Below are 17,661 nucleotides of genomic sequence, written 5' to 3' on the forward strand. Positions count from 1 at the left end.
GTGAGGAGAGAACAGCATTGAATGATCGATATTCAAGACAAATCTTGTTCCCTCCGGTTGGGGAAAAAGGACAGCATGCGCTGGCTGAAAGTCATGTTCTGATCGTTGGAGCCGGTGCTCTTGGTACCGCCTCTGCGGAAGGGCTTGTTCGGTCTGGCATCGGTACGCTTACGATTGTCGATCGTGATTATGTGGAATTTTCAAATTTACAGCGGCAGCAGCTGTACACGGAACATGATGCAAACGCACATGTGCCAAAAGCAGCAGCAGCAAAAAAACGTCTCGAGCAGATCAATCATGAAGTGACGATACACGCCCTGATTGAAGATGCAGGGGCGGAGCTGTTAAGGCCGTTATTCCAGAGAGCAGATATCGTCATTGATGCAACAGATAATTTTGAGACAAGAATGGTGATGAATGATTTATCACTAGAAACGAAGACGCCGTGGATATATGGCGCTTGTGTGAGCAGTCAGGGGATGTATATGACCATATTGCCGGATAAAACGCCATGTTTATCATGTGTGTTCACGGCAATGCCTGTTGGCGGCTTGACGTGCGATACAGCGGGGGTTATTTCACCTGCCGTTCAAATGGTTTCTGCTTATCAGCAAACAGAGGCACTCAAATATTTAACTGGTCATGAAGAGCAAATCGAGCGGAAATTTGTCACGTTTGATCTTTGGCAGTCTACATCATTTAAAATGGATTTATCTCGCACTAAAGAGAAGACCTGTCCAACTTGCGGCACGGCAAGGACCTATCCTTATTTACATGATCAGCGTAAAAAATCGACGGTCCTTTGCGGACGTGACACCGTTCAAATTGTATCAAAGGATTTAGCAAAACTATCATTTCAGCATATAAAAGAGCGGCTCTCATCTATATGTGAGGTGGAAGTAAACGACTTCTTAATCCATGTACGCTACGAAAACTACCGAATGGTCTGTTTCAAAGGGGGACGTGCATTAATCCATGGGACAAATGATGAAAAAGAAGCCAATTCATTACTAGCAAGACTGCTAGGGATATAGGAGTGAAGTGTGATGGAAAGACGGCAGCCAATACCAGTAGAAGAGGCCATAAAGAAAGTTCACCAATACGAAAAACATGGAGAAATAGAATGGGTCCCTTTAAAGGACAGCCTTGGACGGTTTATTGCAGAAGATATTTTGGCAGACCATGATGTTCCGGCATTTGATCGTTCTCCTTATGATGGCTTTGCACTTCGGGCAGAAGATACAAAAGAAGCGTCAAGTGCGCATCCAGTTGAATTCGAGGTCATTGATCATATTGGTGCAGGAATGGTCTCAGCAAAAACCATCGGTCCCTTTCAGGCCATTCGTATTATGACAGGAGCAAAAATTCCAAATGGCGCAAATGTCGTCATCATGATTGAACTGACGAAGACTTTTGAAAAAGGCGGCAAATCATTCATGTCACTGAAAAGACCGCTGAAAAAGGGAGACAATATTTCTCGTCAAGGAGAAGAAGTACTCAAAGGAAACGTGATGGTCAAAAAAGGAACAGATGTCACTCCTGGCGTCACGGCTCTATTGGCGACATTCGGATATGCGGTAGTGCCAGTTGTCAAAAAACCGGTGATTGGCATTATCTCAACAGGCACAGAGCTTCTTCAAGTAAGTGATGCCATGGTGGACGGCAAGATTAGAAATAGTAATCTTAGTATGGTCTATGCGCAAGTACTTGAGGCCGGAGCTGAGCCGCTTGATTTAGGGGGAGTCTCCGATGATTTTGACAAAAGTTATCATGCAGTAAAAGCAGCCATGAGCAAGGTAGACATTCTGATCACAACAGGCGGTGTGTCAGTGGGCGATTTTGACTTTCTGCCTGCCATTTATGAAAAGCTGGGAGCCAAGGTCCTGTTTAATAAAGTAGCCATGAGACCTGGAAGTGTGACGACTGTGGCTGCAATGCCGAATGGTCAATTGCTGTTTGGGCTGTCCGGAAACCCTGCTGCCTGTTTTGTGGGCTTTGAATTATTTGTGAAACCGATCATTTATAAATGGTATAGGAAAGAAAATCCGTTTCCCGGCTTCGCTGAGGCGAAACTCACACATGATTTTCCAAAAGCCAATCCGTTCACTCGTTTTGTCAGGGCGGCCCTTCAATTCACTGGCAGTCAGATCAGTGTGACTCCAACAGGTCTTGATAAATCAAGTGCAGTGACCTCTATTGCAGAGGCTGACTGTTTCATCGTGCTGCCTGGGGGAACAAGAGGTTTTCAAGCAGGTGATCAAGTTGATGTTCTGCTGTTTCAGCACAAAGGCGGTGGGTCTCCATGCTGGATGACAAATTAAGCATATTACAGGTGGTCGGTTATCAAAATAGCGGCAAGACCACGTTGATCGAAAAGCTCTGTCAGCTGGCTGAATGTGAAGGGCTGAAGCTAGGCTGCTTTAAACACCATGGACATGGCGGGACACCAGATCTTCTTTTCAAAGAAAAAGATACTGATCGATATATTCAGGCAGGTGCATATGCCGCAGGTGTGGAAGGAGAGGGTGAATTTCACTTTTCGATGCAGCACATCACGTTAGAGCAGCTGCTCAACATGTGTCAGCATCTTCCGTTAGACGCTGTTCTCATAGAGGGGTACAAACAGGCGCCTTATCGCAAAATCGTTTGTGTCAAGAATGAAGAGGAGCTTATTGACCTTTCAACTCTTTCTAATATACAAGCAGCTATTTATTTTTCTCAAGAGGATCCATTAACCGAAAATTACCCGTTTCCTGTGTTTTCAGCTTTTGATAAGCGCGGGATGACATTTGCTTTTCACTTATTGAAGGGAGGCGGCACGTTTTGAGCGAACTTTTTAAAATAACAAAAACGCCGATTGAGGTAAACGAATTGATTCAGCATGTGACAAGACGAAAGGCAGGAGCCATTACAACGTTTATCGGGACGGTCAGAGAATGGACAAACGGCAAGAAAACATTGCGTTTAACCTACGAAGCATACATACCAATGGCGGAAAACATGCTAAGGCAGATTGGACAAGAAATGAAGAATCGGTGGCCTGACACTGAAGCAGCGATTGTGCACCGGATTGGAACACTTGAGATAACCGATATTGCTGTTGCGATCGCCGTTTCGTCTCCTCATAGGAAGGCTGCCTACGAAGCCAATGAATATGCTATTGAACGAATCAAGGAAATCGTTCCTATTTGGAAAAAAGAATATTGGGAAGATGGAGAGGCCTGGATAGGTGATCAGCTTGAAACGGTTTCATATCCAGAAGGTAAACCTAGGCATCTTCAACTTGCAGAGAAAGAAGGTGATCAGCATGATTAATGTGTTATTGTTCGCCGGCCTTGCTGAGAAGGCCGGTAAACAACAAATCATCATTCAAAAAGATCAAACAACGGTTGATGAGATTAAAATAGAATTACAGGAGGTATATGGTGTTGATGCTGCACAAAATGTAATGGTTGCAGTCAACGAAATATATACGAGGGGAAATGCTGAAGTGCGTAGCGGGGACACTGTTGCACTCATTCCTCCTGTAAGTGGTGGATAATAGATATTAGAGGATTTGGTTATGGCCACCCGGCTGTAACCAATTTTTTATGTGTGAAAAGTTTGTAGAGGTGCTTGGGTGTGATCTTCGTAAATAAAACATCCCCTTCTTGCTTTAGAAATGTGAGGATCGAGCTGCTGAATGAGATCATACAATTCGCTGATTCGTCTCACATTGAAATCTGTTTGAGCTTGAAGCTGTTCCTTTAATTCTTTTGTGCTCACAATGCTTCCCTTTTTCTCTTTAATAATATCTACACATCTTGCAGCGTAGTATATTTTGTCGTTAGAAGGTCTGCTTTCTTTCATATCAAGTAATTTGAGCTCATGATAAATCGATTCTCTTTCCTTTCGAAAGTATTGCCATGCTTCTTGTTCCTTTTCATACAGTAAAATCAATTGCATTTTCAATTTTTCTCTTAACATTCACTTGACTCCATTTCCACTATCATTTAACCTACCTCTATTTTACATTATATGAAAAAATAACTTTTGATCAAGTAAAATCCCTTTATTTTTAATTTTTTAATATGAAAGTATTGATACTAAAGACTTATTTGTTCTGTAAAAGAAACCATTCATAGTCCTATAAAGCCGGGATTTGCCGAAATTACTAGGATTATTTTAACAAAAAATTGTTGTGTCTATGTAAGACCATGCGAATCCAAAAGAAAAGGATATTTATTCCGAAAGACATATTGTTTACTTAATAAAATGTTTTTAAGTCAGTAAAAGCACGATTCTTGATATGAATATGGTCGGATCATGAGGTCATTTGAAGGATTTCATTCGTGAAAATAGAATAATAGATAAAATTTTTTCTCAACGAAAATAAGAAAATTAAATGATTGATCACTTATTGGCAATCTTTTGATAAAATAGAAAGAAAAAGAGCGTCTTGTGCGTTTGCATACTTGCTTGACATAGAGAGGATGAGATTTGATGAAAGAAAACATGCAAAAACCTACGATCATTGGAGTGAGCACAAGACCATCAGAGCACCTGAAAAGAGTATGGGAACATCCAGTTGTTTGGTGGCCTTTATCTTGTGTGCTTATTTTAACAGTCGTTGTGACTTATTTGTCTGAGCACGTAAATAAGGGAATGTGGGCAGATTTAAGTTTGCCGGTACCTGTTGTTTATGTGGTGACGCTCATTGGCCTGGTATTTGGCATTGTCATCAATGCAGCTATATATAAGTTCATCGTATTTTTAGCGAAAGGTGATGCATCATTTCGGCAGCTGTTTTCAGCGGTCCTGTTCATTACGCCCGTTACGATCATTGGAACGATTATTTCTCATTTGGCAGTCATCCTTTTTCATGTTCCAAAAGACATCACGGTTACCTCGTTAAACGCGCTCATTCGAATTTCTGGTCCATGGCAGGCGGTGTTAGCCAATATCGATCTTTTTGTGATCTGGAATCTTGTTTTAACAGGCTTTTTATTCATTCGAGTTGGGCGTATATCACCGAGAATTTCTTGGGTGATTATAGGCGTTTTTTATATCTTATCGTTAATTTTTCAATATATAGGAACAACAATTAACATATCAGTAAGCTGGGGGTAGAAGGTTTTTATGAGAAAGAAAATCATCATCGGATCTATTTTAATTATTGTGATTGGACTATTTATTGGATTTAATATTGCGAAAAACCAAGCAAAGCCTGCTTCTACAGCAGCGATTAAAACAGTCAAACTCACGCCGAAAGAAATCACATCTACGGTGATGACACCCGGGACACTTTCGTTCTCTGAAGAGCAGTTCATCTATGAAGAAGAGGAAAAGGGGAAATTGAAGGGAATTGCTGTGAAAGAAGGGGAAAAGGTAAAGGCTGGTACGCCGCTTCTTACATATGAAAACAAGGAACTGGAGCTTGAGGAGCAGCAGCAAGCACTAGCGGCTGAGTCAAGTACATTAAAACTGGAACAATTGCAAAAAAGGCTGAGTGAATTAGATGAGAAAAAAGCAGGCGGATCTGACGCTAATGCTAAAAGCGAGCGAGATCAGCTTCAATTAGAACTGAAAGCGGCTGAATTAGAACAAAAGCAAGCAGAGATCAGCCAAGAAAAAGTAAAGGCGCAAATAGAAGATTTAACCGTACATAGTAAAATTGATGGAACGGTCATTTCCATTGAGCAAGAGGCCGGGGCAGGGGGACCGGAAGAAAGACAGCCGATCATCCATATTGGTCATGAGAAAAAAATGATTGTGCGGGGTTTGATCTCAGAGTATGATGCCATCAAAATCAAAAAGAAACAAAAAGTGAAGGTAACATCTGATGTTATTCGCGGGAAGAGCTGGCAAGGAGTCGTGAAAAAAGTGGGCGCTGTTCCTGTCCAGACTACAGCCGAAACAACTTCGAGCGATCAAACGGTTCAATATCCTGTTGAAGTTGAAATAAAGGGAAAGAAACCTGAGGCGAAGCCTGGTTTTAAAATGATCATGGAAATTGAAACAGATAAGCGCCAAGCGCAAACGATTCCTGAAACAGCGGTAAAAAAAGAGACTGATGGACAATACGTTTATGTTGTTCGAAAAAATGTACTGAAAAAAGTAAAAGTGGTCATAGGGGAAACGTCAGGTCATGATCTTGAAGTGACAAAAGGTGTCAAGGCAGAGGATCAAATCATTGCTCATATAGCAGATGATATGTATGACGGAATGGAAGTGGATGCTGAATGATTCAGCTTTCCAACGTAACAAAAAGCTATGAGGTCGCACACGAAACATTTGATGTATTAAGTGACATGAATCTTGTCATTGAAAAAGGCGAGTATATGTCCATTATGGGCCCGTCCGGCTCTGGAAAGTCAACATTAATGAATATTATTGGCTGTTTAGACCGCCCGACGACAGGACAATATCATTTTCAAGGTACAGAGCTGTCAGCAGCAAAGGATCAAGAGCTTGCGGTCATTCGAAATCAATCCATTGGATTTGTTTTTCAGCAATTTCACCTCCTACCAAGGTTAAATGCGAGGCGCAATGTTGAACTGCCAATGATTTATGCTGGGATCAGTCAAAAGGAAAGAAAAGAACGTGCGGAATTGGCGCTTGAAAAGGTTGGTTTGGCAGATCGAATGAAACATATGCCAAGTGAGTTGTCAGGAGGACAAAAGCAAAGGGTGGCCATTGCACGAGCGATTGTCAATATGCCTCAGCTTATTTTAGCAGATGAACCGACTGGTGCGCTCGACTCAAAAACAAGCATGTCAATTATGGAACAGTTTACACAGCTGAATGAGGAAGGGACAACGATTGTGCTTGTCACCCATGAAGAAGAAATAGCTGCGTATACAAACCGTACGGTCGTTGTGAGAGATGGACGGCTTGTTGAAGATAGATGGATACAAGGGGACGCTATGAATGAAACTCTTTGAAAATATCAAAATAGCGCTGAATTCGGTTTTAGCTCATAAATTACGTTCTATTTTAACGATGCTTGGGATTATTATTGGTGTTGGATCAGTCATTGCAGTCGTGGCGATCGGTCAAGGCGGTGAGCAAATGTTAAAAGGATCGATTTCAGGTCCAAACAATACCATTGATATGACATATACGCCTTCTGACGAAGAGTTAAATGTAAATCCAAATGCTTTATTCGAAGCCTCATTTACTGAGGAAGACATAAAAAGCATTAGGACAATCAATGGGGTGAAGCAGGTCGCTTCCTCGACTGCACAAGGAATGCAGCTGAGATTTCAAGATACGACAGTTGATGCGACCGTTAACGGCATAAATGAGGGGTATACGGATGTACATTCATTACAAATCGCAGAAGGACAGAATTTAAGAGATATTGACTTTAGAAGCGGCAGAAGAGCTGCCCTCATCTCGGATGGCTTACAAAAAGAACTATTCAATGGACAAAAGGCATTAGGTGAACTGATTTGGATGAACGGACAGCCAGTTGAAGTCATCGGTGTGTTAGCAAAACAGAAAGGGATGTTTTCATTTGATATGAATGAAATATATGTCCCATTTGCGATGCTCACCTCCACATTTGGTATGAATGAATATGATAAGTTGTCTATTCAAGTCGCACATGCGGATCAAATGAAGGAAGTAGGAAAGAGCGCGGCTGCCATACTAAATGAAAATCATCATACAGAAGAAGCTTACGAAATGATCAATATGGAAGAAATCGCAGAGGGGATCGGTCAAATAACGTCCGTTATGACAACGATCATTGGCTCAATCGCCGGAATCTCTTTACTTGTCGGCGGCATCGGTGTAATGAATATTATGCTCGTTTCTGTGACAGAGAGGACAAGAGAAATAGGTATTCGAAAGGCGATGGGCGCAACAAGGGCACAAATTCTCGTTCAATTTTTAATTGAGTCTGTCGTTTTAACACTCATCGGCGGGCTGATGGGAATTGCACTTGGATTAGGCGGTGCTTCGCTAGTATCACTATTTGCCGGCTGGCCGTCTCTCGTATCTTGGCAAGTGGTTTGTGGAGGCGTACTGTTTAGTATGCTCATTGGAATTGTTTTTGGGTTAATTCCTGCGAATAAAGCAGCGAGACTAGACCCTATTGAATCGCTCAGGTATGAATGATTCGGAGGAGAAAAAAGCATACAAATGGTCTACATTCGCCTTCATTACACACCAAAAGCTTTTATGCAAATCGCATAAAAGCTTTTTTTAGTTCCATTGAATGAAATAAAAAATGATAGAAATGCTAATATCATGACTTTCATCATAATGTCACATATTTTTCAGTTTACAAATGGTACATATAAAGGTAAGATGACCATGGTGAAAGATTTTGATAGTTATTGAATGTATTTGATTGTTTTGTATTGATAATGTTGAAAAAAGCGATTACAATAAAGGTGCGCGCAAAATGAATACGTTTTCAAAAGGGGTGTTCTCATGTTAACACCGGAAAGACATCAACTCATTATCGACAGCTTAGAAGAAAATGATGTCATTAAAATACAGGACTTAACGATGATGACGGATGCGTCTGAATCTACAATTAGAAGAGATTTATCAGCCCTTGAAGAAAAAGGATTTCTTAAAAGGGTTCATGGAGGAGCAGCCAAGATTTCGAGTATTCGCCTTGAACCAGATGTATTTGAGAAATCTGCCAAAAACCTTCAAGAAAAGTCATTGGTAGCAGAGGCAGCGGCATCTCTTTTAAAACAGGGCGACTGTATTTATTTAGATGCAGGTACAACCACACAGCAAATGATTGAATATATCGATCCAGATCAAGATATTGTTGTGGTGACAAACGGTGTGATGCACATTGAAGCACTTATGAGAAAAGGCATTACTTTTTACTTGATAGGCGGATCAGTGAAACATCGAACAGGAGCCATGGTGGGAGCCGCAGCTTTGACAGCGATGGAAAATTATCGTTTTGACAAAAGCTTTGTTGGGACAAACGGCATCCATCCCGAGGCGGGTTTTACAACGCCTGATCCAGAGGAAGCACTCATGAAAAAAAGAGCCATGAAACAGGCGAAAAAAACCTATATCTTATCAGATGCCTCGAAGTTTGGCGAAATATCGTTTTCAGCCTTTGCTAGTTTACAGGAAGCCACCATTATCACAAACGACGCAAAAGAGGATTCATTCGATAATTACCATGAAAAAACGGTTATAAAGGTAGTGAAAACATGATTTATACAGTTACTTTAAACCCATCAGTTGATTACATCGTACACGTGGAGGATTTTGCAGTCGGCGGTTTAAATCGTTCAACCTATGATCAAAAATATCCAGGTGGTAAAGGAATCAATGTCTCAAGGTTATTAAAACGTCACGGTGTTGAATCAAAAGCACTTGGATTCATTGGTGGATTTACAGGCAAATATATTCAAGATTTTTTACAGAACGAACAATTACAAACAGCCTTTCACGAGGTGTCAGAAGATACAAGAATTAATGTGAAACTAAAAACAGGTGAAGAGACAGAAATCAACGGACTCGGCCCATCTATTACTGAAGCGCAATTTGAGTCGTTTCTATCTCAATTTTCTTCATTGACTGAAGGAGATGTCGTGGTTTTAGCTGGCAGCATTCCTTCTTCATTACCTCATAACACATATGAGCGCATTGCTGAAGTTTGCAGAGAGCAAGGTGTAAGAGTTGTTCTTGATATTTCTGGCGAAGCGTTAAAAAAAGCAGCAGACATGAAACCGTTCTTAATGAAGCCAAATCATCATGAACTGGGTGAAATGTTTGAGACGAGTATTTCATCAGCAGAAGAAGCAATTCCTTATGGGAAAAAGCTGTTAGAACAAGGTGCTGAACATGTCATCGTCTCCATGGCTGGAGATGGCGCCCTTTTATTCAGTAAAGAAGGAATCTATCAGTCCAATGTTCCAAAGGGAACGCTCGTAAATTCAGTTGGAGCAGGAGATTCAGTCGTTGCAGGGTTTTTAGCCGGCGTTTCAAAAGGCCTTTCAATTGAAGATTCATTTAAGCTTGGTGTTACTTCAGGAAGCGCTACAGCCTTTTCTGAGGAGCTTGGCACAAAAGAGCTTGTTGACACACTATTACCACAAGTAAAAGTCACACGCATTTAAAGGAGGAGTCATCATGAAAATTACAGAACTACTCACGAAGCATACCATTAAGCTTCAATTAGACAGCCAGCAGAAAGAAGCAGTCATTGAAGAGCTGGTCACTGTTTTAGATACAGCAGGCAAGTTAAATGATAAAGAGGGCTACAAAGAAGCAGTGATCAATCGTGAAAAACAGAGCTCTACTGGTATTGGCGAAGGAATTGCCATCCCGCATGCTAAAACAGCGAGTGTAAAAGAGCCTGCCATTGCATTTGGCCGCTCAACTGCTGGTGTTGATTATGAATCACTAGACGCGCAGCCGAGTCATCTTGTCTTTATGATTGCCGCAACTGAAGGCGCAAACAACACGCACTTAGAGGCACTTTCTCGTTTATCCACACTTCTTATGCGTGAAGAAATTCGAAAGCAGCTCCTTGAAGCGGCGACTGAAGATGAAATCATTGAGATCATCAATACACATGATCAAGATGATGAAGAAGAAGAAGAGGAAGTTCAAGAGGAGCCGGCTGCAGAAGGAAAACCTGCTAAAATTTTAGCGGTAACCGCTTGCCCGACAGGTATTGCCCATACATTTATGGCAGCAGATGCTTTGAAAGAAAAAGCAAAAGAAATGGGCGTTGACATTAAAGTTGAAACAAACGGCTCTGGCGGTATTAAACATGCCCTTACAGCAAAAGAAATTGAAGAAGCACCAGCCATCATTGTGGCAGCGGACAAGCAAGTAGAAATGGAACGCTTTAAAGGCAAGCATGTCATTGAAGTCCCTGTAACAGCTGGTATTCGCCGTCCACAGGAATTAATTGAAAAAGCAATCAATCAAGATGCGCCGATTTATAAAGGTTCAGGCGGCAGTTCTTCTAAAGAGGAAAATGAATCATCTGGCAAAGGAAGAAGCGGATTTTACAAGCACTTAATGAGTGGTGTAAGTAACATGCTTCCATTTGTTGTCGGAGGCGGTATCCTTGTTGCGATTTCATTCTTCTGGGGCATTAACTCAGCAGATCCTAAGGACCCTTCATTTAATTCATTTGCAGCTGTCTTAAAAGGAATTGGCGGCGATAATGCGCTTGCCTTAATCGTTGCGGTATTAGCTGGATTTATTGCCATGAGTATTGCAGATCGTCCAGGTTTTGCGCCAGGTATGGTCGGTGGTTTTATGGCGTCAGCAGCAGGTGCAGGGTTCTTAGGCGGATTGATTGCTGGTTTCCTAGCAGGTTACATTGTTGTGCTGCTCAAAAAAGTATTCACATTCGTACCACAGACACTCGATGGGATTAAACCGGTTCTGCTGTATCCATTGTTCGGTATTTTCTTCACAGGCATTATCATGCATTATATTGTCAACACACCAGTGAAAATGGTGATGGACGGATTAACACATTGGCTTGAATCATTAGGTACGGGAAACCTTGTCTTAATGGGTATTATTTTAGCTGGTATGATGGCAATTGATATGGGAGGCCCAATTAACAAAGCGGCTTACACATTTGGTCTTGCGATGATTGCTGCTGGCAACTATGCACCGCATGCTGCGATTATGGCAGGCGGAATGGTTCCACCACTAGGTATTGCACTTGCAACAACGATCTTTAGAAATAAGTTTTCAAAACGTGACCGTGAAGCAGGGATTACATGTTACTTCATGGGAGCTGCCTTCATCACGGAAGGAGCGATCCCGTTTGCGGCGGCAGATCCTCTTCGTGTGATTCCTTCAGCTGTTATTGGTGCAGCAGTTGCTGGCGGATTAACGGAATTCTTCAGAGTGACGCTTCCTGCACCGCATGGCGGACTATTTGTTTTCTGGGTAACAAATCATCCAGTTCTTTATATCATCAGCATCTTAATCGGTGCCGTTGTGACAGCGATTTTACTGGGTATTTTGAAAAAACCAGTCAGACAAGAAGCGTAATGCAGAAGAGAAGCATCGTGTAAAACGGTGCTTCTTTTTGTTTAATTATCAGTGAATTAGGAAAAAATATCTAATTAGATGGTTGTCTTGTGAATTTTTAATTGACATATGATAAAGTAAAGTTATTCAATTCACGTTTCAAGTCTTTTAGCAGAAAGTCTTAGGAGGAAGCAGTATTTTGAACGAAGAAAACAAACAAAACGAAAATGACATTCAATCTGATGCGAAGCAAGCCAAAACAGAGAAGAAAAGTTCACTGTTTGAATGGATCAAAGCCATTTTAATCGCACTTGCGCTCGTCTTGCTCATCCGTACGTTTATATTTGAACCGTATGTGGTGGAAGGAGAGTCAATGGAACCGACACTTCATGACGGGGAAAAGCTGTTTGTCAACAAAACCATTAACTATCTCGGTGGTGTGAAACGCGGTGACATCGTGATTATTAATGGAAAAGATGGTCAGAAGATTCATTATGTCAAACGATTAATCGGCCTTCCAGGTGATACGATTGAAATGAAGGATGATACGCTTTACATTAATGGAAAAAAAGTAGATGAGCCTTATTTAAAAGAGAACAAGGCGCATGCGAAAGAGTATGAAGTGCATTTAACTGGAGATTTTGGTCCAGTAAAAGTACCGAAAAACGATTACTTTGTGATGGGGGACAACAGACTCAATTCCATGGACAGCCGAAATGGACTTGGCCTCATTGAAAAGGATCGGGTTGTCGGGACATCAGAATTTGTTTTCTTCCCATTTGGCGATATTCGACAGACAAAATAAAAGCACCTTCTCATGGGCAAGAGAAAGGTACTTGAACGAGCGACCCTTACAGAAGGGTCGTTTTTAATTTGGTGTGAGCACCGTCACAATGATCACAATCGCAAGAACAGAAGCGAACACAGATCCGGTAATGGCTAAAACGGATCGAAGCAATCCGATCTTTTGGTTTTCTTTGCCCCGCTTTTGTAAAAAGCGTTTGGAAAAGATGTGAACCAGTGTGTAAATGAGGACAAGCCCAATATAAAGGCCAAAGTCCCTCGCATTAAAGCCTGTTGCAGATAAATAAATGCCCATAAAGAAAATCAATAAACAGTATTCCATCAGTGTGAGTAATCTCAAATCGCCCGAACTCCTTCAATCAATCATTCCCGTTTATTATATCATAATAGACAAAAAGCCTTCGTTCTTAGCGAGAGACGTTTCTATCAAGCGTTATTCATGTTATACTTCATATTGATGAATGAGTGATGGAGGATTAATAAATGATTGCAGTAAATAATGTTAGTTTGCGCTTTGCTGATCGTAAACTATTTGAAGAAGTAAATATTAAATTCACTCCTGGCAACTGCTACGGATTAATTGGTGCCAATGGAGCTGGTAAATCAACGTTCCTAAAAATTCTTTCTGGCGAAATTGAGCCTCAAACGGGCGATGTTCATATGAGTCCTGGCGAGCGTTTAGCGATTTTAAAACAGAACCACTTTGAATACGAAGAGTTTGAAGTGCTGAAAGTCGTCATCATGGGTCACAAACGTCTATATGATGTGATGCAGGAGAAAGATGCGATCTATATGAAACCTGATTTTTCAGATGAAGACGGGATTCGTGCAGCAGAACTTGAAGGTGAATTTGCTGAATTAAACGGTTGGGAAGCTGAAAGTGAAGCAGCGATCCTATTAAAGGGTCTTGGCATTCCAGAAAGCCTTCAATCGAAGAAAATGTCTGAGCTTGGCGGTTCTGAAAAGGTAAAAGTACTTTTAGCTCAAGCTTTATTTGGCAAGCCTGACGTTCTGCTTCTCGATGAGCCGACGAACCACTTGGACTTACAAGCAATCCAGTGGCTCGAAGAGTTCCTCATTAACTTTGAAAATACCGTCATCGTCGTTTCGCATGATCGTCATTTCTTAAATAAAGTATGTACACATATTGCGGATCTTGATTTCGGAAAAATCCAAGTATACGTCGGTAACTATGATTTTTGGTATGAGTCCAGCCAGTTAGCGCTGAAACTAAGCCAAGAAGCAAATAAGAAAAAAGAAGAACAAATTAAGCAGCTTCAAGAATTCGTTGCCCGGTTTAGTGCGAACGCTTCTAAATCCAAGCAAGCGACATCAAGAAAGAAATTGCTTGATAAAATCTCTTTAGATGACATTAAGCCTTCTTCACGTAAATATCCGTATGTTCATTTTGCACCAGAGCGCGAAATCGGAAATGATGTCCTTCAAGTAGAAGGTCTATCAAAAACAATTGACGGTGTAAAAGTACTGGATAATGTCAGCTTTATTATGAACCGCGAAGATAAAATTGCGTTCTTAAGCCGTAATGAGCTTGCTGTGTCCACATTATTTAAAATCCTTGCTGGTGAAATGGAGCCAGACAGCGGATCATTTAAATGGGGCGTCACAACGTCACAAGCCTTTTTCCCGAAAGATAATAGTGAATACTTTGAAGGGAATGACGTTGATCTCGTTGATTGGCTTCGTCAATATTCTCCGAATGATCAAAGCGAAAGCTTCCTGCGTGGTTTCTTAGGACGTATGCTTTTCTCTGGGGAAGAAGTGAAGAAAAAAGCAAGTGTTTTATCAGGAGGAGAAAAGGTTCGTTGTATGTTATCAAAAATGATGCTGTCAGGAGCGAATATTTTGCTGCTGGATGAGCCAACGAACCACTTAGACCTAGAATCCATTACAGCGTTGAATAACGGTCTCATGAGCTTTAAAGGAGCCATGCTCTTCTCATCTCATGACCATCAGTTTGTTGAAACAGTTGCAAACCGGATTATCGAAGTGACGCCAAATGGCATCGTCGATAAACAAACAACATATGATGAGTTTTTATCAGATCAAGACATCCAAAAAAGACTTGAAGAGCTTTACGCATAAATAAAAAAGACATCCATTGGATGTCTTTTTTTGATTAAATCGCCCAGTTTCCATTTCGGAAGATCGGTTCGCGTTTCCCGTCTTTTGTGATTCCGTCAATATTCATTTCCTTTGAACCAATCATAAAATCAACGTGTGTAATACTGCTGTTCACACCCGCAGCATCCAATTCCTCTCGTTTCATTTCTTTTCCGCCTTCGATATTAAACGCATATCCGCTGCCGATGGCAAGGTGATTTGATGCATTTTCATCGTAAAGTGTATTGTAATAAAGAATATTTGAGTTAGAAATTGGTGAATCATCTGGTACGAGGGCAACCTCACCTAGATAATGAGAGCCTTCATCTGTTTCAACGAGAGATTTTAAAATATCTTCGCCTTCTTTTGCTTTCACATCCACAATCCGGCCATTTTCAAAGGTTAATGAAAACTCATCAATGATGTTTCCAGCATAGCTGAGCGGCTTTGTGCTTGAGACTGTCCCGTTTACACCGTCTTTTTTCGGTACGGTAAAGACTTCTTCTGTCGGCATGTTGGCCATGAACGAAACGCCGCGTTCACTTACGCTGCCAGCACCTACCCAAATATGCTGCTCTGGAAGCTCGATCGTTAAGTCTGTGCCCGGTGCTTCATAATGAAGCTTGTGGTAGTGGCGTTCATTGAGTATTTTGACCTTTTCGTTTAATGACGCATCGTGCTTTTTCCAAGCCTCAACTGGATCTGCTTGATCAGCGCGTGCGACTTTAAAGATTTGATCCCACAATAACGTGACAGCTTCTTCATCTGTATGGTCAGGGAAAATCTTTTTCGCCCATTCTTTTGATGCAGCACCTACGACTGTCCAAGCGACTTTGTCAGATTGAACGTATTGACGATATGTATGTAGTGCTGAACCAGCAGCTTTTTGCTGTGCAGCGATTTTTTTCGAATCAATGCCTCGCAAAAGGTCAGGGCTTTCTGACAGGATGGTAATAAAAGCGCCTCCGCGTTTTGCGATGGTTTCCATCATCTGTGCTTCCCATTCAGGGAATTGCTCAAATACATCTTGCGGTGCATGTTCATACTTTAAACGGGTGAGAACACCATCACTCCAGCGGATATGTACGTTTTTCGCCCCGCGCTCATACGCGTGTTTTGCTACAAGACGAACAAGATGTGCAGATTCAGTAAATGCGGATACAACGACTTCCTGCCCCTTTTGTACATTCACACCGACTTCAACGATGGTCTTCGCATATTGATCTAGTTGTTTTTCAAATGAACTCATAAAAACCCCTCCTTTAGTCATGTTCATCATATCAGATTTATGACCGAAAAGGAAAATGGGGAGCCCGTTTAAAGCCAAAATAAAAAAGCCGCTTTCGTGCGGCTTTTTTAGCGGTTCAGTTGTTTCACAGGCTGTGCATTAGAAGGCGGCATATGTGAAAACGACAGGCTCATTCCTCCTAAAATAATACCCGTTAAAATGACTGTGACAACGACCCGTTTACCTAAATCAAGCAACATGTTCTTCCTCCTTCACGTTTATCCATTTCTCACGATATGATCGAAATGACAAAAAAAGAAGTAGAACAAGAAGATTATTTTAAAGTTTTTTGCAATTTGTCGATCACTTCTAATGAACGACCTGTTCCAATTGCAACAGATTCAAGGGGATTGGCTGCAATATGGACTGGAACAACAATCTCTTGAGAAAGCCATTCTTGTATTCCATTTAAAAGAGCGCCTCCGCCAGTTAAAATGACGCCGCGGTCTACAATATCTCCGCTTAGCTCTGGAGGGCTGTCCTCTAATGTGGCACGGATCGCTTCTAAAATATGAAGAAGTGATTCACGCATGGCGCCTTGAATTTCATGAGAGACAAGTGTGATCGTTTTTGGCAGACCTGTCACAAGATCGCGCCCGCGCACTTCTAATGATTCAGGCTCATGCTCAATGAGACCATACCCAATTTCCATTTTCACCTGCTCGGCAGTCCGTTCACCGATTAATAGGTTATATTTCTTTCTGACAAACGTAATGATATCTTCATCCAGCTGATCGCCGCCAATTCGGATCGAATGACAAGAGACAACGCCGCCAAATGAAATGATTGCAACTTCTGTTGTTCCGCCGCCAATATCGACTACGACGTTCGCAACAGGCTCGTCTACCGGAAGATCAGCACCGATTGCAGCTGCAACAGGTTCTTCAATTAAATGCACATGTTTTGCTCCGCAGTTTTTCACAGCATCGCTGATGGCGCGGCGCTCAACAGCTGTTGAACCAGAAGGTGTACATACAACGACAGTTGGCTTTCTGAAGGTAAACCCGATATTTTTTCCTGCTTTTTTCATGATTTGTTTAAGTAAATCTGTTGTCATATCATAATCAGCGATGACACCGTCTTTCATCGGACGGATCGCAACAATTTTCCCAGGTGTTTTCCCGATCATTTCTTTCGCTTCTGATCCGACGGCAAGTACAGTCTTTGTTTCTGTATCAACTGCTACGACGGACGGTTCATTTAAAATAATTCCCTTATTTTTACTATAAACCAATATGTTAGCTGTTCCTAAATCAATTCCAATTTCGGCATTTTGAAACATGTTTTCACCCAATCTCTATTTTTGCTGTTTTAAACAATTTTACATTTAAAAGTTCAGAGGGTTGATGTCATTTGTGGGGGTTTGTGATCACCTTGAAATGAATCTGTAAAATTCAAGTATCATTTTGACAATCACAATAAATTTTCCCTTTGTTTTTTCTTTTATGAAAAAAATTTTTATAGAGGAGAAACCT

General features: G+C 41.4%; 19 protein-coding genes. 14 read left to right on the forward strand and 5 right to left on the reverse strand.

Translation table 11 applies throughout. The annotated features are described in order from the left end of the window. The first annotated feature begins 17 nt into the window (after window positions 1-17). From H7F25_RS05705 to moaD, 5 genes are read left to right on the forward strand one after another with little or no spacing between them, the layout of a single operon-like run. Window positions 18-1,034: a thiazole biosynthesis adenylyltransferase ThiF gene (locus tag H7F25_RS05705; RefSeq protein WP_185854371.1), complete on the forward strand. Its 1,017-nt coding sequence runs from the start codon at window positions 18-20 to the stop codon at window positions 1,032-1,034. A 9-nt stretch (window positions 1,035-1,043) separates the two neighbouring features. Next, window positions 1,044-2,321, forward strand: coding sequence for a molybdopterin molybdotransferase MoeA (gene glp / locus H7F25_RS05710; RefSeq protein WP_185854372.1), 1,278 nt, complete (start codon window positions 1,044-1,046; stop codon window positions 2,319-2,321). Further along, a complete protein-coding gene (gene mobB, locus H7F25_RS05715; RefSeq protein WP_073208298.1) occupies window positions 2,303-2,827 on the forward strand; it encodes a molybdopterin-guanine dinucleotide biosynthesis protein B in 525 nt (174 codons plus the stop codon). The genes glp and mobB overlap by 19 nt, the downstream gene beginning before the upstream one ends. Then, window positions 2,824-3,315 carry a molybdenum cofactor biosynthesis protein MoaE gene (locus tag H7F25_RS05720; RefSeq protein WP_073205015.1) on the forward strand — a complete coding sequence of 164 codons (492 nt, stop codon included), beginning with the start codon at window positions 2,824-2,826 and terminating at the stop codon, window positions 3,313-3,315. Before mobB ends, H7F25_RS05720 begins: the two co-directional genes overlap by 4 nt. Beyond that, window positions 3,308-3,541: a molybdopterin converting factor subunit 1 gene (gene moaD, locus H7F25_RS05725; RefSeq protein ID WP_024424733.1), complete on the forward strand. Its 234-nt coding sequence runs from the start codon at window positions 3,308-3,310 to the stop codon at window positions 3,539-3,541. The genes H7F25_RS05720 and moaD overlap by 8 nt, the downstream gene beginning before the upstream one ends. A gap of 47 nt (window positions 3,542-3,588) precedes the next feature. Here the strand turns inward: moaD and H7F25_RS05730 are convergent, their stop codons facing one another. Further along, window positions 3,589-3,966, reverse strand: a complete 378-nt coding sequence (locus H7F25_RS05730) for a Rok-like winged helix domain-containing protein (protein ID WP_024424734.1) — start codon at window positions 3,964-3,966, stop codon at window positions 3,589-3,591. A gap of 516 nt (window positions 3,967-4,482) precedes the next feature. On the opposite strand from H7F25_RS05730, the gene H7F25_RS05735 reads away from it, so the two are divergent. The 8 genes from H7F25_RS05735 (at window position 4,483) to lepB (ending at window position 12,778) form a co-directional block, all read left to right on the forward strand. Next, a complete protein-coding gene (locus H7F25_RS05735) occupies window positions 4,483-5,109 on the forward strand; it encodes a YknW family membrane protein (RefSeq protein WP_073205018.1) in 627 nt (208 codons plus the stop codon). A gap of 9 nt (window positions 5,110-5,118) precedes the next feature. Further along, the gene (locus H7F25_RS05740; RefSeq protein WP_073205021.1) at window positions 5,119-6,225 is read left to right on the forward strand and encodes an efflux RND transporter periplasmic adaptor subunit; all 1,107 of its coding nucleotides are present in this window, start codon (window positions 5,119-5,121) and stop codon (window positions 6,223-6,225) included. After that, window positions 6,222-6,923 (forward strand): ABC transporter ATP-binding protein, encoded by a 702-nt coding sequence (locus H7F25_RS05745; protein WP_024424737.1) that lies wholly within the window; start codon window positions 6,222-6,224, stop codon window positions 6,921-6,923. Before H7F25_RS05740 ends, H7F25_RS05745 begins: the two co-directional genes overlap by 4 nt. Beyond that, complete coding sequence (locus tag H7F25_RS05750; protein ID WP_073205022.1) at window positions 6,910-8,103, forward strand: ABC transporter permease; 1,194 nt, start codon at window positions 6,910-6,912, stop codon at window positions 8,101-8,103. Before H7F25_RS05745 ends, H7F25_RS05750 begins: the two co-directional genes overlap by 14 nt. 318 nt (window positions 8,104-8,421) lie before the next feature. Continuing rightward, on the forward strand, window positions 8,422-9,177 hold the full coding sequence (locus tag H7F25_RS05755; protein ID WP_024424739.1) for a DeoR/GlpR family DNA-binding transcription regulator: 756 nt from the start codon (window positions 8,422-8,424) through the stop codon (window positions 9,175-9,177). After that, on the forward strand, window positions 9,174-10,085 hold the full coding sequence (gene pfkB / locus H7F25_RS05760) for a 1-phosphofructokinase (RefSeq protein ID WP_025092362.1): 912 nt from the start codon (window positions 9,174-9,176) through the stop codon (window positions 10,083-10,085). The genes H7F25_RS05755 and pfkB overlap by 4 nt, the downstream gene beginning before the upstream one ends. A 13-nt stretch (window positions 10,086-10,098) precedes the next feature. After that, window positions 10,099-11,994 (forward strand): PTS fructose transporter subunit IIABC, encoded by a 1,896-nt coding sequence (locus tag H7F25_RS05765; protein ID WP_171464193.1) that lies wholly within the window; start codon window positions 10,099-10,101, stop codon window positions 11,992-11,994. 211 nt (window positions 11,995-12,205) lie between these two features. After that, window positions 12,206-12,778, forward strand: a complete 573-nt coding sequence (lepB, locus tag H7F25_RS05770) for a signal peptidase I (protein ID WP_029706712.1) — start codon at window positions 12,206-12,208, stop codon at window positions 12,776-12,778. 63 nt (window positions 12,779-12,841) lie between these two features. Here lepB and H7F25_RS05775 read toward each other — a convergent pair whose 3' ends face one another. Then, window positions 12,842-13,117, reverse strand: coding sequence for a hypothetical protein (locus H7F25_RS05775; protein ID WP_122631280.1), 276 nt, complete (start codon window positions 13,115-13,117; stop codon window positions 12,842-12,844). A gap of 143 nt (window positions 13,118-13,260) precedes the next feature. Here H7F25_RS05775 and H7F25_RS05780 point away from each other — a divergent pair, with 143 nt between their 5' ends. Further along, window positions 13,261-14,880 (forward strand): ABC-F family ATP-binding cassette domain-containing protein, encoded by a 1,620-nt coding sequence (locus H7F25_RS05780; RefSeq protein WP_024426884.1) that lies wholly within the window; start codon window positions 13,261-13,263, stop codon window positions 14,878-14,880. A 34-nt stretch (window positions 14,881-14,914) separates the two neighbouring features. On the opposite strand, the gene H7F25_RS05785 is transcribed toward H7F25_RS05780, so the two are convergent. The 3 genes from H7F25_RS05785 to mreBH form a co-directional block, all read right to left on the reverse strand. Continuing rightward, window positions 14,915-16,147, reverse strand: coding sequence for an aminopeptidase (locus H7F25_RS05785; protein ID WP_024424744.1), 1,233 nt, complete (start codon window positions 16,145-16,147; stop codon window positions 14,915-14,917). Window positions 16,148-16,254: 107 nt separating this feature from the next. After that, window positions 16,255-16,386, reverse strand: a complete 132-nt coding sequence (locus H7F25_RS05790; protein WP_003210922.1) for a protein YkpC — start codon at window positions 16,384-16,386, stop codon at window positions 16,255-16,257. Between the two features lie 74 nt (window positions 16,387-16,460). Beyond that, window positions 16,461-17,468 carry a rod-share determining protein MreBH gene (mreBH, locus tag H7F25_RS05795; protein WP_024424745.1) on the reverse strand — a complete coding sequence of 336 codons (1,008 nt, stop codon included), beginning with the start codon at window positions 17,466-17,468 and terminating at the stop codon, window positions 16,461-16,463. Window positions 17,469-17,661 lie beyond the last annotated feature (193 nt).

Source organism: Bacillus sp. PAMC28571 (assembly GCF_014250435.1).
In the GTDB taxonomy this organism is placed as follows: Bacteria; Bacillota; Bacilli; order Bacillales; family Bacillaceae; genus Bacillus; species Bacillus safensis.

Excerpts from the sequence above, each read along its gene's own strand:
- mobB (WP_073208298.1), top strand. The coding sequence starts at position 2,303 with ATGCTGGATGACAAATTAAGCATATTACAGGTGGTCGGTTATCAAAAT.
- moaD (WP_024424733.1), top strand. The coding sequence starts at position 3,308 with ATGATTAATGTGTTATTGTTCGCCGGCCTTGCTGAGAAGGCCGGTAAA.
- H7F25_RS05730 (WP_024424734.1), bottom strand. The coding sequence starts at position 3,966 with ATGTTAAGAGAAAAATTGAAAATGCAATTGATTTTACTGTATGAAAAG.
- H7F25_RS05735 (WP_073205018.1), top strand. The coding sequence starts at position 4,483 with ATGAAAGAAAACATGCAAAAACCTACGATCATTGGAGTGAGCACAAGA.
- H7F25_RS05740 (WP_073205021.1), top strand. The coding sequence starts at position 5,119 with ATGAGAAAGAAAATCATCATCGGATCTATTTTAATTATTGTGATTGGA.
- H7F25_RS05745 (WP_024424737.1), top strand. The coding sequence starts at position 6,222 with ATGATTCAGCTTTCCAACGTAACAAAAAGCTATGAGGTCGCACACGAA.
- H7F25_RS05750 (WP_073205022.1), top strand. The coding sequence starts at position 6,910 with ATGAAACTCTTTGAAAATATCAAAATAGCGCTGAATTCGGTTTTAGCT.
- H7F25_RS05755 (WP_024424739.1), top strand. The coding sequence starts at position 8,422 with ATGTTAACACCGGAAAGACATCAACTCATTATCGACAGCTTAGAAGAA.
- pfkB (WP_025092362.1), top strand. The coding sequence starts at position 9,174 with ATGATTTATACAGTTACTTTAAACCCATCAGTTGATTACATCGTACAC.
- H7F25_RS05765 (WP_171464193.1), top strand. The coding sequence starts at position 10,099 with ATGAAAATTACAGAACTACTCACGAAGCATACCATTAAGCTTCAATTA.
- H7F25_RS05780 (WP_024426884.1), top strand. The coding sequence starts at position 13,261 with ATGATTGCAGTAAATAATGTTAGTTTGCGCTTTGCTGATCGTAAACTA.
- H7F25_RS05785 (WP_024424744.1), bottom strand. The coding sequence starts at position 16,147 with ATGAGTTCATTTGAAAAACAACTAGATCAATATGCGAAGACCATCGTT.
- H7F25_RS05790 (WP_003210922.1), bottom strand. The coding sequence starts at position 16,386 with ATGTTGCTTGATTTAGGTAAACGGGTCGTTGTCACAGTCATTTTAACG.
- mreBH (WP_024424745.1), bottom strand. The coding sequence starts at position 17,468 with ATGTTTCAAAATGCCGAAATTGGAATTGATTTAGGAACAGCTAACATA.